Source organism: Pyxidicoccus fallax (assembly GCF_012933655.1).
Lineage (GTDB): Bacteria > Myxococcota > Myxococcia > Myxococcales > Myxococcaceae > Myxococcus > Myxococcus fallax.
Map to the genome: position 1 here is coordinate 42,693 of NZ_JABBJJ010000036.1, position 15,198 is coordinate 57,890.

Genomic DNA, 15,198 nt, shown 5'->3' on the forward strand with positions numbered 1-15,198 from the left:
GCGTGGCGGGTCGGAGCGGCGCTAGGCTCGGGGCATGAGCAACAAACCCAACCTCGCGAACAGCGAGGAGCTGGAGCTGGACTGGGGGAGCCGGCAGCAGCGCCCCGCTTCGCAGGATGGGAGCGACATCGCCGTCGCCAACGCCGCCCAGCTCCACGAGGTGTCCCCCGCCATGGCGGGCAAGGGGCCGCCGGGTGACCCGCGCTACATGAGCACCGAGATGCGCCTGCAGCTCGCGGGGCTGCTGGAGGCGCCGTCCCTGCGCATGCGGCAGATGCGCGAGCTGGCGGAGGTGCTCATCGGCTGGGAGTCGAAGAACCGGTACGAGGTCTGCGACGAGACAGGCCGCGTGACGGTGTACGTGGGCGAGACGGGAGACGGCTGGGGCTCGGCGCTCAAGCGCAACTTCTGGCCCTTCTACAAGGCGCGGCTGGAATGCGTGACGCTGGGCGGCACGGTGGCGCTCGCGCTGGAGCGGCCGTGGAGCTTCCTCTTCGCCCGGGCGCACCTCTACGCGTGGGACGGCCGGGAGCTGGGCACCATCCAGCAGCGCTTCACCTTCCTCGGGCGCCGGTTGGACTTGCTGAGCCCCGGGGGCGCCGTCGTCGCCACGGCGGAGGGGCCGCTCTTCAAGCCCTGGACGTTCCGCATCCTGCAGCGGGGCGCGGAGGTGGCCGTCGTCCGCAAGCGGTGGAGCGGGCTGTTGCAGGAGGCCTTCACCGACGCGGACACCTTCACCCTGGAGTTCGCCCCGGAGTGCACGGACGCCCGGCTGCGGCAGATGATTCTGGGCGTGGCGCTGCTGGTGGACCTGACGTACTTCGACAACCGCGACAACAGCTCCCCGGTGGGCACGGGCCTGCAACTGCTGGACTGGCTCAACCCCTGGTCGTGAGAGCCCCTGAGCGGAGCCTGCCCGGGGGCTCCAGCCTGTGCTAAGCCCCGGGTCCATGTCCACGAGCGATGCGCTGAGCGCAGCAGACCTCGAGCGGCTGGTCCGGGCCGAGGCGCCCGACCTGGCCGAGGCCGTCCTCGCCTTCCTGGCCCAGCCGGAGAAGGAGCCCGAGACGCCGCTGCCGAAGGATGCCTTCACCTTCGACAGGCTGCTCCAGACGCTCACCCAGGCCCAGGCGCGCTACGACGCGGAAGGCCGCCGCACCGCCTCCACCGAGGCGTGGCAGCGCTTCCTCGCGCAGAAGGACGTGCCGCTCCCGCCGCGGCTGGCGCTGGCCGGCATCCTCGTCGCCCTCTACGAGAAGGACACCGACGCGTCCCGCGCGGTGCTCATCGACATCATCCGCCGCTCGGACCTGCGCTTCGGCCTGTGGGGCGGCCTCAAGCGCATCTACAAACTGGCCGAGGCCCGGCACGACGCGGAGCTGTTCGGCGTGCTCGCCTGGCGCTTCGACGTGGAGCGCGGCCGGGGCGGCCACCGCCGCGAGGTCTCCTCCGGCACCCTCACCTACCTGCGCCGCCGCGCGTGGCGCTACCTGCGCCACCTGGGCGCCGCCGTGCCCGAGCTGTACCCCCAGTTCGCCGTGGAGGTGCTCCGCCACTACGAGCAGGACCCGGACTGGTACTCCGTCTGGGTGGCCCACCACATCTGGGCGCACGGCAACGGCAACTACTCGGCCACCACCTTCCCCATGCAGCCGCCCGCGGACATGGTGAAGCACCGCGCCTTCCCGGACGCGTGGAAGCGCTCGCCGGACGCGCTGATGCGCCTGTTGGACACGTGCCTCTCGGACCCGGCCGCGCGCTTCGCCATCCAGGGCCTGCGCAAGGACCACCCGGAGGTGCTGCGCAAGGTGACGCCCGCGTGGTTGGACAGGCTCGCCCGCCGCCCGCTGGCCAGCGCCCATGACTTCCTCGTGGAGACGCTGCAGGGCTCCCCCGAGTTCCACCAGGGCAAGCTGCGCGCGCTCGGCCTGCACGACGCGGTGCTCGCGCTGCTGATGTCGCCCAGCGACAAGGCCCGCGCGTACGCCATCGAGTACGCCCGCGCCCACGCGCAGGACCTGCCCGCCGAGCGGCTCGCGGAGCTGGTGGCCCAGGGCGCCGCCGACGTGAAGGCCTTCGCCGCCGCCACGCTGGAGAAGCGCAACCCGCGCGAGCTGGGCGTGGAGCTGCTGGGCCGGCTCTTGTCGTCCAAGCCCACGAATGCCTTCGCGGCCCGCTCGCTGGAGCAGTCCTTCGACCGCGCGGAGCTGCCCGCCGCCTTCCTGCGCGACATGTACCTGGGCACCGGCGAGCAGCTCAACTGGGTGAAGGGCTTCGTCTCGTCGAAGTACGCCCCCACGGAGCTGCCCGCGGACTTCTGGAAGGAGCTGCTCGAAGACCCGCGCCTGGAGAAGAAGCCGCAGCCGGTGGAGTCCCTCGCGCTGAAGGCGCTGGGCCAGTACTCGCCCAAGGCCATTGGCGCGGAGTGGATGCTGGACAAGGCCGCGCACCCGCGCATCGGCGGCGCGGTGAGCAACTGGCTGATGCGCGTGGAGAGCCTGCCCGGGCTGGACGTGGAGCGGGTGAAGGGGCTCGTCTTCAGCGCGAAGCACCGCAACGTGGCGCTGGCGCTGCTGGGCAAGCCGAAGCTGTTCACCCCGCGCCAGCTCACCGTGCCCTGGCTGCTGGCGCTGGCCCGGCGCGCGGACCCGCAGCTGCACGGCTTCGCGCACCGCTACCTGCTGGAGCACGTGGCGCCCGCGGACTTCAGCGACTCGGGCGACGCGGCGGCGGGCCTGGAACGCCTGTTCGAGCTGGCGCTGGGCGCGAAGCAGCCCGTGCAGGTGCGCGCCTTCGCTCAGACGTACCTGCGCTGCCACCACCCCGTCATCGGCCCGGACCAGCCGGAGTCGAAGTCCTACGAGCTGAAGCCTCGCGCGCCGCGCAAGGCGTACACGCCGGAGAAGCTGTGGCCCGCGCTGTCCGACTCGCGCGACGACGTGCGCCGCTTCGCCCTGGCCATCGCCCGCGCGGAGCTGCGCGCCTGGGGCTGGCACACGCGCGTGTACGAGCTGGCCGATGCCGAGGCGAAGGAGGTCCGCAACCTCGCCTATGACGCCCTGCTGAAGGCGGGCGAGGAGGGCGCGGACGCGCGGCACGTGCTGCAGCCGGAGGAGCTGGACCCGGTGAAGGTGTTCTCGCTGACGGAGAGCACCAAGCGCAGCACGCGCGAGGTGGCGGTGGAGCTCATCCGCCGGCACTACGCGCGGCTGGGCGGCGCCGAGCGGCTCGCGTGGCTGATGCAGAGCGCGGACCGCGAGGTGGGCCTGTTCGCCGTGCGGCTGCTCTGGGAGAAGCACCGCCCCACGAGCCTGCCGGAGGGCTGGAAGCCCGCGGGCGCGAAGGAGGCCGTCGCCGCCAGCACCACGGAGCGCTTCGCCAACGTGGACGCGCTGCGCGCCTTCCTGCGGAAGACGCTCTTCGGCCTGCCTCCGGGCCGCTCGAAGGAGGCGCGCGAGGGCGAGGTGCAGAAGCGCCTGTCCGCCAGCGTCGCCAAGCGCCGGGTGATTGAGCTGGTGCGCGACCTGGGCCTGGAGGACGAGGCCTTCGCCCGCGTGGTGGCGCCCGTGCTGGGCGAGTTCACCGGCTCGCTGGCGAAGGGCGAGTGGCAGAGCTGCCTCGCGTCGCTCGTGCAGCTGCGCGCCGCGCACCCGGAGGCGCAGCTCGGCGGACTGTGAAGCCCGCCTCCAGCATGAAGTAACGGGATTGCGGTAGCATGGGTGTGTCCTGGAAGTCGGGGGGACGCACCCATGAGAGTGGTTGCGGTAGGAATGAGCTCGAGCCTGGGCCCGGCGACGACCGCCTGCGCCGCGTTCCGGGCGGGCATCGTCAGGGCGCGGCCCTCGGAAGCGGTGGCGACCTTCGCCCCGGGTGACGCCGAACCGCGGCCTGTCTTCGTTCGTGAGTTGCTGGGGTCGACCTTCGGCTTCTCGGGGGTGGGCCGGCTCGTGGCTCTCACCCTGGAGGCACTGGAGGACCTGAGCACCCGCGTGCCGCTGGAGACGCTCGGCCGCGAGGCGGGTGTCTTCGTGGCGCTACCTGGGTTCTCGGATGACGCGGGAGTGGAGGCCACCGGGAGGCTGGGCCGCCAGGTGCTGGCGCGGGCGCTGGAAGGACTGGGGCAGTCCTGGCCGGAGGAGCGCTGGCGCTTCTTCAGCGGCGGCTCCGCGGGCTTCGCGCTCGCGCTGGACGCCGCCCGTCAGGCGATGGAGCGTGGCCTCTTCGAGACCTGTGTCGTGGGCGGGGTCGACTCACGAACGGAGCCGGGGCACCTGAGCCATCTGCTGGCCGAGCGCCGGCTCAAGACGGCGGACAACCCGGTGGGACTCGTGCCCGGCGAGGCCGCCGCCTTCGTCGTACTCCGCTCGCGGGGACCGAAGACGCCCGCGGTGGAAATCACCTCGGTCCGGCTCGGGTACGAGCCGCGGCACCGGGGCACCGCCTCGCGAGCGGACGGGGTGGCGCTCTCCACGTGCATCCAGGATGTGCTCGGGGGCGGGACCGCTGGCAAGGGCGAGGTCGTGTTCGTCACGGACCTCAATGGCGAGGAGGTGCGCGCCTGGGAGTGGGGCTGTGCACTGATACGCCTGCGGAGCGATGGCGTGTTGGGAGCGGATGCGCCTTTCTGGGTTCCTGCCACGAGCTTCGGCGACGTGGGCGCGGCGGCCGGCGCGTTGGGAGCATGCATCGCCAATCACGCCTTCCTGCGCCGCTACTCCCCGGCCCCTCGGATCGTCGTGGTCATGCAGTCGGACTCGGGAGAGCGCGCCGCGTTCACCGTGTCGTGCAGTGGAACTCCCGAACGAGGAGGTCGCACATGAGCAGGCCCGGCGGTAGTGGCAGGGGACGTGGCCCGGTGACGATCCAGGGACTCGTCCAGGGCCCCTTCGAGCTGTACGGGAAGCCCGTCTCCGATGGACGGCCCAACCTGCGTGACTTCGGCTCCACGCCTGACGGTACGGGCGAGATGAAGCGCAACGAGCCCCGCAAGCAGCAGGTGAAGGAGACGAAGCAGAGCCGCAAGCGGGATGACGGCCAGCAGGAGACCGCTCCACACGTCGACCCCCGCGACCCGTATCGCGCCATCCTCGCCAAGGGCAGCAGCTATGCGAGGAATGGCGCGGCGTACACCCGCGGCACCCGGCCCTCCGAGTACAGCACCTTCTCGCACCTGGGTCCGGCGGCGTTCCAGTCAGACATCCAGGCTCGGGCCAGCATCACCCAACCACTCAACTTCAACCCCGAGCTGACGGGCCAGTCGCAACCCTATCCCTGGCGCGCCCACCACCTGATTCCGGGTGAGGCTTTCTATACGGAGGGCTTCAACGGGAAACCTCCGTTTCCCAAGCAAGAGAACTTCGACGTCGTGCTGCAGACGCCCTACGACATCGACCACGGACACAACCTGATTCTGCTTCCAGCCCTTGCCTGGGCCGTGCCCGTCCATGCCCTGATGCAGCATCCCAACAATCACAATGGCTACACGAAGGACGTGATGCAGCGGCTGAGGCGTGTCGACTCACGTATCGACATCCTCCGAGGTCAGGCCATGGAGCACAAAGCTCTCGTGGCCAACGTATTCGAGGACCTGAAGCGGCTGGAAGCAGACCTCTGGAACGAACTCCTCGAAGAATCACGAGCAGCCGTCCGAGGAGCCGCCGAGGGCGAGCTCTACACTGGGCCCTGGTGCCGTTGGAAAACCCAGGAAGGTCGGGAGTACGTCTGGCCCTCACTCTGGTAATCAACCGAGAGGAGAAACCGATGGGCTTCTCACTGATTTGTGACCGGAACGATGGGGCCGTCCTCGACTCTGTTCCAGACGGAGGCCCGGAAGGGTGGCGTTACTTGGTGTCGGAGCGTCTGGCGGCGGAGTATCCCCCTGGCGGTCTCCTCACGGGGTTCTCACCCAACTTCCCGGAGCTGCGAAAGCTCTACGACTTCGTCGACAACATCCTGGACATCCGCGTCGTATCCGACCGGGTGCGGTGCATCATCCTGGAACTCGCCCCCGACGACGTGGAGTTCCTGCCCCTTACACTGGTCGACCATCAGCGGGACGTCGCTTCCCGCGATTACTTCATCATGAACGTGGTCGCCGACCGGGACGTCATCGACCTCGACCGCTCCAAGGTCCGGATGAGCCACATCCTCCCGGAAGACATCGACCGGGTCTGGAACCTCGTACTCAAGGACGACATCCCACCGGAAGGTCCCAGGGTCTTCCGCCCCAAGCACCTGCGCATCTACACGATGGTCACCCCCACCGTCCAAGACGCGCTGACCCGCGCCGGAGTCACGGGAGTGAAGTTCCTCCCCGCCCATGGCTGGAACGGGAAGTTCCGTTGAGGGCCCCATGGAGATCGACTTCACCCTCCTCCGGGAGAACGCAGGGGCCGCGGTGCCCGTCCTCATCTCGCACATCGACCCGGACACGAAACGCGACCGGCTCGTCGAGGAGGTACGTGAGCTGTGCCGCTGCTTCGTCAACATCGCGGCGGCCACGCTGCTGCTGGAGGGCCGCTCCCAACCCTTCTTCCTCAACCTCTGCCGGACGGCGGAGAACTGGCGCCGGCTCCTCGTCCACCTGGAGCAGCGCCAGCAGCCACCACCCCCTGCCTCATGGGGCCTCACTCCGCTGGCCGGAGCGATGGCCGCGAACCACTGGGGACTGGCCTCACAGGTGGCGGAGCGGCTGACGGCCGACTGGCGGAAGGACGAGGGGGAGTACGCCGTCGAGTTCGCCTGGGCCTCCACGCTGGCCGGACTGGTCCTGCATACGACGCGAGGCGAGGCTCCCACGGCCCGGATTGAACAACTGGCCCGCGTCTCCAAGGAGACGTGCTGGCCCACCCTGGCGCGGGCACTCCTGGACGGAGACACGGCCATGTTCCTTTCCGCCTTCGCCGATGCCCATGCCCTTCACGAAGCCCGTACCGAGAAGCTGGCCCGCGGCTTCACCCAACGCGAGGACCGCTTCGCCGCGCACCGCTACCTGTGGTTCGAGGGATTGGCCCTGCTTCGACTGGCCCGGAAGCGCGGGCTCGACCTGCCCCACGAGCGTCACCGCTACTGCCCGCCCCTCGCCCAGGTCCCCATGACCGAGCCGTACCAGGGAGACTGGGTCACACGTCTCGGCGGACCGTGAAGCCCGCCCCTGTCGAAAGGGGCCACGTCTCCGTCTCCTGATGAGCACCCCTCGCGCCCGGCCCCCCGGGCGCTCCGGGTGCGGCTACTCTGCCGGCCCATGCTGCTCGACGAACTGCTGAACGACTTCCCCCGGGAGCGCTTCCTGCGGGAGCACTACCAACGCAGTCCCTACTCCGGCCGTGCCGCGGCCGAGCGCCTGCTGAAGCTCGGCTCGTGGGACACCATCGACACGCTCATCGAGCAGACGGAGTGCGACCTGCTCCTCGCGCGCCAGGGCGTGCCGTACACCGGCGCGCGCCCCCGGACGGCGAAGGAGGCCCGCGAGCTGTTCGCGCAGGGCTACACGTTCGCGCTGCGCCAGCCGGACCAGCACCACGCCGAGCTGTCGGAGCTGGCGCGCACCTTCAGCGCGGAGCTGCACGGCCGCATCAACCTGCACATCTACTGCACGCCCGCCGGACACCACGGCTTCGGCTGGCACTGCGACCCGGAGGAGGTCTTCATCCTCCAGACCACCGGCCGCAAGGACTACCTCCTGCGGGAGAACACGCTCCACCCCGTGCCCCTGCCGGACGCCATGCCGAACGGTGCCCTGGCCGCGAAGGAGACCACGCCCGTGGAGACGCGCTCGCTGGGCGCCGGGGACTTCATCTACATCCCCGCCGGGCACTGGCACATGGCCCAGGCGCCGGAGGAGGCCATCTCCATCTCCATCGGGCTGATGGCGCCCACGCTGCTGGACGTGCTGGACCTGGTGCGCGCCACGCTCGCCAGCAATCCCACCTGGCGCAAGCGCCTGCCCTCCCTGGGACGCGCGTCCGACCTGGACGACGCGCGCAAGCTGGAGCTGCTGCGAACGCTCGGCGCGCAGCTGGGAGGCGAGCTGCAGCGTGCCCTGTCGGACCCGATGCTCCCCCTGCGGTTCCTCGCGCAGACGGCGCAGTTCTATCTGCGCAGCGCGGGCCTGCGCGGCGGCGGACGCTGACGGCGCCAGCCCTCGGCGGCAGAGAAATCCGAGGGGAAGCCCGGGTAGGTCGATGTGGGCAGTCCACATCAACTTCCCTGGAGGAAGCATTCCTCCAGCCCAGGGGCCCTCCCGGAAACTTCCGGAAGGCTCGGTCCAATAATCCTCACGTAGGGGTGAGTTCCTCCGAGGTGCCTCGTGAAGACTGTCGGACCGCGTCAGAGCCCTGTGTCCTCCTCGAACTCTTCCGGGAAGGTGCGGAAGGATGATGTCGATGTCGTCGACATCCGGTTCGGCACGGGCAGGCCCAAGCCCGACGCGGCCGGCTCCACGATTCGCAAGGGCGGCCACGGCGGCGGCGTGATGACCGTGTGCAACCACAAGAAGGACGACGACTTCCAGCAGCAGTGCCCCGGCGGCCTCGGCGGCAAGCTCCTCCCCAAGCTGGAGGACCTGCTCACGCGCAAGGGCCTCCAAATCCCGCAGGGCTCCAACCCGTCGGTGCCGGCCGGCTCGCTGCACACGCTGCTCGAGCGGCTGACGCAGGCGAAGCCCCTCGGCGCCAACGTCGAGGTGGAGCTGGGCGGCAAGTGGAAGCCCATCAAGAACGGCGGAGGCCACTCGGACACCCTCTCCAAGGGTCCGGACGTCGCTCCCGGCACGCAGGCGGACTTCGCCCCCGTGCTGACCTCCCGTCCTCCCGTGACGCTGCCCGGCCTGGGTGGCCGCCCGTTCCCGGGCCGTCCGATTCCGCGGGACCTCCCCATCCCTCGCGGCGGCATCGACCGCCCGGGCCACAAGCCCGGCAAGCCCACCTCCGACACCATCAACGTCAGCACGACGGGGGGCCCGAAGCCTCGAATTCCGAGCGGCATCGAGGGTCGCCCGGGCATCGGCATCAAGAAGCCCACGCTCGAGTAGGGCACGCGCCTGGCGGTGACTCGCGGCTTCACGGGCAGCGAGGGAAGACCTGGGCCGGGCTTGGAGGTAGCCTCCGGGCGCAATGAGCGGCCATGAGCGCTTCGGACCGTACCGCCTCCTCCGCGAGCTCGGCGCGGGGGGCATGGGACGCGTCTCCCTGGCGGAGCGGGACGGCGAGGAGGCTCCGGTCGTCGTCAAGCGCATGAACGCGGAGCTGGCGGCGGACGCCCGCTTCCGTCGGCGCCTGCTGCGCGAGGCCGAGGTGGCCGCGAGCCTCGAGCACCCCAATGTCGTGCGGGTGCTCGACACCGGCGTCATCGACGACCAGCTCTACCTGACGATGGAGTACGTGCCGGGCTCCAGCCTCGCGGGAGTCCTGGCCGCCAGCCGCCCCGAGCTGCTTCCGCTCGCGCCCGTGCTGCACGCGGTGGCGCAGGCGTGTGATGGGCTCGCGTACGTCCACCGCTTCGCCGAGCCACGCACCGGCAAGTGGATGGAGCTGGTCCACCGCGACATCTCCCTGGACAACCTGCTGGTGTCGTACTCGGGCGAGGTGAAGGTCGCCGACTTCGGCATCGTGAAGACGGTGGACGGCACGCAGACCACCTCCGGCGTCATCATGGGCAAGCTGGGATACATGTCGCCGGAGCAGCTCCGCGATGAGACGCTCGACGCGAGCAGCGACCTGTACTCGCTGGGCGTGTGCCTCTTCGAGCTGCTGGCGTGCCGGCGGCCGTTGCCGGTGCAGCGCGGGCGCGCGGTGATGGAGGCGGTGCTCTACGACGTGCCTCCGCCGCTGGAGCAGTTCCGGCCGGACGTGCCGCCGTCGATTGCGGCGCTCGTGGCACGGATGCTCTCGAAGGACCGCAAGGTGCGGCCCACCTCGACGGAGGTGGCGAAGGAGCTTCGCGCGGTCCTCGCCCAGCGGCCGGAGCCGACGCTGTTCCCCTCGAAGCTGCTGGATGCTCCGCCGCGCAACCGGGCACGGCCCGCGCCCGCCGAGCAGGCCACGGAGGTGGCGAGCGCGCCTCCGACGCGGCCCCAGCGACTGTTGGGCCCCGCCCCCGCGCAGGATGTCCGTCCCGTTCGCAGGCCCACTCCGGCGCCGGCTCCCGCCGGACGGAAGCTGACGCCGATGCATGGCGTGGACGCGAGCAAGGAGACCCTGGCGCTGGCCCCCGCGGAGCGCCGGCCGACGCCCGCGCCCGCGCCGAGCGCACCCACGCGCGGGCCCGCGCACCAGGAGCACCCGCGCGCCTCACTTCCCACGAGCCCGCCGGACTCCGGGGCGCCGCGGTATGAGCACTCGCTCTCCGCGCTTCCCACGAGCCCACCGACCTCGGAGTCCCCGCACTACGAGCACTCGCTCTCCGCGCTTCCCACAAGCCCGCCGACCTCGGAGACGGAGTCACCGGAAGGCTCGCTCTCGGCGCTGCCCACGCGCGCGCCCACGCCGAAGCGCGCGGACTCCCACTCCGGGATGCCCGCGTCCAGGCCCGTGCCCTCCCGCTCCGAGCTGCCCGCGCACGAGCCCGCGCCGGAGCCCGAGCACTCGGTCTACTCGGTGCCCACGCGCGCGCCGACGCCGAAGCCCTCCCGCTCCGAGCTGCCCGCACCAGAGCCCGAGCACTCACTCTCCTCGGTGCCCACACGCGCGCCGACGCCGAAGCCCTCCCGCTCCGAGCTGCCCGCGCACGAGCCCGATGCACGGCCCGAGCACTCACTCTCCTCGGTGCCCACACGCGCTCCGACGCCGAAGCCAGGGCACGCCCCCGCCTCGGCTCCGGACGCCGCCGTGGCCGCCGAATCCACGCGCCTGCTGGCCTCGGCGCCGTCGCGCCGCCGGCTCCGCAAGCGATGGGCCGCGCTGGGAGGACTCGCGCTGCTCGGGGCCGCCGCGTGCTGGTGGTGGGCCTGAGCCGTCGGGCCGCGCTCGCCTCCATCCGTCGACGAATCAACGCCCTCGTCACGGCACCGCCGCACAGCACGGTGGCATCTGCCACCCAACAAACACCGGCTCCACCGCGAGTCCGGCTTGTCGCCAGGGCTGTCGGACCCGGGGGCTAGTCACGGCCCTGCCTGGGCCCACCCCCACTTCGCAGCCGGTGTCCAGGTGTCGCTCCTTCCCGAGGAGACACCCATGAGAACGTGGTTCCGAGTCACACCGCTGTTGTCCCTCCTGCTGGTGCCCGCCGCCCGGGCCCAGAACATCGACCGCGCGAACGAGGCGCGCAAACGCCGTGTGGACGCCGCGGACTTCCAGCGCGCCCAGCCGCTCCCCATCCACCAGAACAACAACGACCAGAACACCTTCGGCCTGTGGGCCGTCTACTCCAAGGGCCTGCCTCACGACTTCGTCGGCGAGCCCGACGGCACCGCCTTCTTCTCGCTCTACAACGCCCTCACCGGCACCTCCCCGCTCGAGGACGTCATCCTCGGAGGCGAGCGCAAGCTGGTGAATCCGCAGGCGGGCCTGTCCTACGTGCTGGAGGGCGCGGACCCGCAGGCCCTCACCATGCGGCCCGCGCCGTCCATCGACAGCAACGAAGCAGCCAGTGAGATGGAGGAGCTGTACTGGATGTCGCTGCTGCGCGACGTGAGCTTCAGCCAGTACGCCAGTGACCCCGTCCTCCCGCTCGCCATCGACCGCCTCAACGCGCATCCGGAGTACCGTGGCGCGAAGAACGGCAGCGGGCAGGTGACGCCCGGCACCGTCTTCCGCGCGGACCTGCCCGGCGCCATCAACGGGCCGTTCATCTCCCAGTTCCTCTACAAGACGGTGACGTTCGGCGGAGGCCCGCTGACCAGCACCATCGAGGGCAACCCACCGGCCGCTGGCGTGGAGCCCACCGCCGTGCAACTCGTGGAGCAGCGCATCCTCACGCGCAAGGGCGGCGATGACAGCCTCACCGACTTCGACGAGTGGCGCTCCATCCAGGACGGCCACATGCCGGACGACCCCACGGACACGCTGGAGGACTACGACGCCACGCGCCGCTACATCCGCAACGCGCGCGACCTGACGGAGTGGGTGCACCTGGACTACCCCATCCAGGGCAGCCTCAACGCCGCGCTCCTCATGGCGCGCCAGGGCGACTTCCTCCCCGATGGCCGGTACGACCCGGACCCCAAGTCCTCCCCGCTCATCCATGACGGGAACAACCCGTACCGGACCTCCAGGACGCAGGAGCCCTTCGTCACCTTCGGCAACAGCGAGGTGCAGTCGCTGACGGGGCTGGTGACGAACACCGCGCTGCGCGCCATGTGGTACCAGAAGTGGCAGGTGCACCGCCGGCTGCGTCCCGAGGAGTATGGCGGCCGCATCCACGCCCACCTGAGCGGCCTGCGCAGCTATCCCCAACTGCCCGCCGTGCTGCTCGGCTCGCCGGTGCTGAGCCGCGTCCGGCTCTACAACCTGCAGCGCAACCTGGAGCGGGGGCTGAGCAACACGCCCACGTACCTGCTGCCGCAGGCCTTCCGCGAGGGCAGCCCCCTCCACCCGGCCTATGGCTCCGGCCACTCCACGTACACCGGCGCGGGCGTGACGATTCTCAAGGCCTTCCACACGGACGCCCCCATCCTCAACCCGCAGGTGCCCAACGCGGACGGCACCGCGCTGGTGCCCTACAGCGGCACGCTGATGATGTTCGACGAGCTGGACAAGCTGGCCTCCAACATCGGAGTGGCGCGCCTCTTCTCGGGCGTGCACTACCGCAGCGACCATGACCACGCGGTGCGCCTGGGCGAGCTATACGCCCTGCGCGTGCTCCAGGACTGGACGCGCCTCTACAACGAGAGCTTCTCCGGCTTCGAGGTGCGGACCTTCGGAGGCAACGTCCTGACCGTCACCCCGACGCAGCCGGCGCTGCCCCACTTCGTGAGCGCCATCAACGGCTTCGCCCTCTACGGGCAGACGGCCACGGGCACCGGCCCGGGCACGCGCCTGCGCGCCCTCACCAACAACGCCATCATCGACCTGAGCGACCTGGCCGCCCAGGGCTACACGCGCCTCAACATCGTCGCCGACACGTTCATGCCGCAGACGGCGGGCAGCGTGCGGTTCCAGTACGACAGCAGCAACTTCGTCGACAGCCAGGCGTCCTACTTCCTCTTCGGGGACACCTTCGCGAACGGCAGCACCTTCACCGTGGGCACGCATGTGCTGCGCGCCACGCCGTACAGCGCGGCGAACGCGGGCGGCGTCGGCGGCGTGCCGCTCGTCATCCGCTTCACCGTGCAGCAGTAGCAACCGGCTTGCGGCCCGGTCCATCCTCGGAGATGGGCCGGGCCGCACGGCTCGTCACGGTGTCCGCGCTCCGGCCGTACTCGCCGTGGAGCCGGAGAGGGCGGACTGTTGCGTTCGTGGGATTCGTCGCGAGTGCTCGCGACATTTTCGCGGGCTTTTCGTTTCCGGAGTGGACGGTGGTCGCAGGGGGCGGAGCCGGAGCGAATCTCGGGACAGGTGCGCCCGGAGTCATCGCTTCCGTGCACCAATGGCCCGGGCCTCGTCCAAAGACAACCACGGATCGGGACCATCTGAATGAGACTCGCTTCACGTCTGCTGGCGTTGTCGTTGTGCGTCTCCACCACCGCCCTCGCGAAGAACAACCCGAGGGACCGCGACGGTGACGGCTTCATCGAGAGCAGCCGGTACATGCCGACCACGGACCCCAACCTGGACCCGAACTGGGACTGGACGGTGAGCGGGGCGGGCCACACGCTGTATTACACGGACGCGACGGGCATCGTCCGCTCCACGGTGCGGCAGGTGCCCTTCTACACGGGCGGCCACCCCCTCAACACGCTCGAGAAGGACATGTACCCGGAGGACGGCTGGGTGCTCGTGTACCGGGACTTCGGCACGCCCACGTCCGCGCCGGACCTGCCCTTCTTCGCGCTCTACAACAAGTACCGCGGCATCCTCCGGGTGATGGTGTTCAACACCCGCGAGCTCCAGTTCAGCCGCTTCAACCTGGAGCTGGCCTTCAAGAGCCAGACGGCCACGGGCGCGCTGCTCACCTTCTCCGAGCCGACGCGCGCCTTCACCAGCGACTATGACGTGGCCAAGCGCGAGGTGTTCGCCGTGGAGGCCAACGCGCTCAACGGCTGGATTCACGCCGACTTCATGCTCACCGGGTATGACCCGAACCTGAGCCCGGACACGCAGCTGCGGCTGAACATCCGCGGCCTCACCCTGCAGGACATCACGCTCAACGCGGATGAGTTCACCCTCTCCCAGGTGTTCACCAACGCCAACCCGGGTGGCGGTGCCGGCGGAGGCACGGACCTGCTGGGCGCCATCAACGGCGGCTTCAAGACCTACAGCACCGCGGAGACCATGCTGAAGTCGCTGCGCAACAGCGCCACCCGGAACTCCACTGCCTGGTGGGCCAGCACGGTGCTGAACCTGACGCAGTTCGTCCCGTACGTGGGCGGGCTGATGGGCTTCGTCAACTCGTTCTTCGGCGGCGCGGAGAAGCCGTCCCCCCGCGAGCCCCTCAACTTCCAGGGCGCGCTGTCGATGAGCGGCTCCATCACCGAGTCCACCCCGCTCTACAGCATGGACTTCGCCACGCACTACCTCGGCAACGGCAACCCGCCGGACCACTACCGGCCCGTGCGTCCCATCACCTGGGGCGTCTTCAACCTGACGGCGAAGCCCCAGTCGACGGTGAAGTTCTCGCGCGTCTGCACCGGCACCACCCGCCCGAGCTGCACCACGAAGACGGACTACGCCGGCATCGTGCCCGTCAGCTACGTCTTCAACCCCAACGCCGGCCTGAGCCTCGTCTCCATCGAGTACGCCTACACCTTCGACGAGCAGCGGCCCACCCACTTCACCGAGTACACCCCGCGGGTCACCATCCCCCAGGGCGAGGAGCTGCCGAAGGGCATGGCGCTGCGCGTGAAGCTGCGCACCACCACGCCCACCCGCTACGCGGATGACGACCTGGTGTTCCTCAAGGTCTACCCGTTCGCCGGCGTCCCGGTGACGCAGTAGCCGTTCCTTCGCCCCACGCCCGGCATGTCGGGGCGTGGGGCGCGAAGTCGAAGCGGTGGGGAATACGCACGCGTCCATGGCAGTCTTGCGCGCCATGCGAATTCCCCACGCGCTGACCCTGGTCGTCACCGCAATGACGGCCCTCGCGGCCTCCGCCGCCGAGCCC

The 15,198-nt window shown here is 70.2% G+C and carries 11 protein-coding genes; all 11 read left to right on the forward strand.

All coding sequences use genetic code 11. The features are described from left to right. Positions 1–34: 34 nt before the first annotated feature. The 11 genes from HG543_RS10675 (at position 35) to HG543_RS10725 (ending at position 15,032) form a co-directional block, all read left to right on the forward strand. The gene (locus HG543_RS10675) at positions 35–895 is read left to right on the forward strand and encodes a phospholipid scramblase-related protein (protein ID WP_169344605.1); all 861 of its coding nucleotides are present in this window, start codon (positions 35–37) and stop codon (positions 893–895) included. Between the two features lie 55 nt (positions 896–950). Next, positions 951–3,677: a hypothetical protein gene (locus HG543_RS10680; RefSeq protein ID WP_169344606.1), complete on the forward strand. Its 2,727-nt coding sequence runs from the start codon at positions 951–953 to the stop codon at positions 3,675–3,677. Positions 3,678–3,770: 93 nt separating this feature from the next. After that, on the forward strand, positions 3,771–4,820 hold the full coding sequence (locus HG543_RS10685; protein WP_169344607.1) for a hypothetical protein: 1,050 nt from the start codon (positions 3,771–3,773) through the stop codon (positions 4,818–4,820). Positions 4,821–4,855: 35 nt separating this feature from the next. Next, the gene (locus tag HG543_RS10690; protein ID WP_169344608.1) at positions 4,856–5,740 is read left to right on the forward strand and encodes an AHH domain-containing protein; all 885 of its coding nucleotides are present in this window, start codon (positions 4,856–4,858) and stop codon (positions 5,738–5,740) included. A gap of 20 nt (positions 5,741–5,760) precedes the next feature. Next, positions 5,761–6,345: an imm11 family protein gene (locus HG543_RS10695; protein WP_169344609.1), complete on the forward strand. Its 585-nt coding sequence runs from the start codon at positions 5,761–5,763 to the stop codon at positions 6,343–6,345. Positions 6,346–6,352: 7 nt separating this feature from the next. Then, positions 6,353–7,144, forward strand: coding sequence for a hypothetical protein (locus HG543_RS10700; protein ID WP_169344610.1), 792 nt, complete (start codon positions 6,353–6,355; stop codon positions 7,142–7,144). A gap of 99 nt (positions 7,145–7,243) precedes the next feature. Then, positions 7,244–8,131, forward strand: a complete 888-nt coding sequence (locus HG543_RS10705) for a JmjC domain-containing protein (RefSeq protein WP_169344611.1) — start codon at positions 7,244–7,246, stop codon at positions 8,129–8,131. A 234-nt stretch (positions 8,132–8,365) separates the two neighbouring features. Beyond that, a complete protein-coding gene (locus HG543_RS10710) occupies positions 8,366–9,031 on the forward strand; it encodes a hypothetical protein (protein ID WP_169344612.1) in 666 nt (221 codons plus the stop codon). Positions 9,032–9,113: 82 nt separating this feature from the next. Then, on the forward strand, positions 9,114–10,949 hold the full coding sequence (locus HG543_RS10715; RefSeq protein WP_281404384.1) for a serine/threonine protein kinase: 1,836 nt from the start codon (positions 9,114–9,116) through the stop codon (positions 10,947–10,949). Between the two features lie 222 nt (positions 10,950–11,171). Further along, on the forward strand, positions 11,172–13,277 hold the full coding sequence (locus HG543_RS10720; RefSeq protein ID WP_169344614.1) for a vanadium-dependent haloperoxidase: 2,106 nt from the start codon (positions 11,172–11,174) through the stop codon (positions 13,275–13,277). A gap of 294 nt (positions 13,278–13,571) precedes the next feature. Further along, positions 13,572–15,032, forward strand: coding sequence for a hypothetical protein (locus HG543_RS10725; RefSeq protein WP_169344615.1), 1,461 nt, complete (start codon positions 13,572–13,574; stop codon positions 15,030–15,032). Positions 15,033–15,198 lie beyond the last annotated feature (166 nt).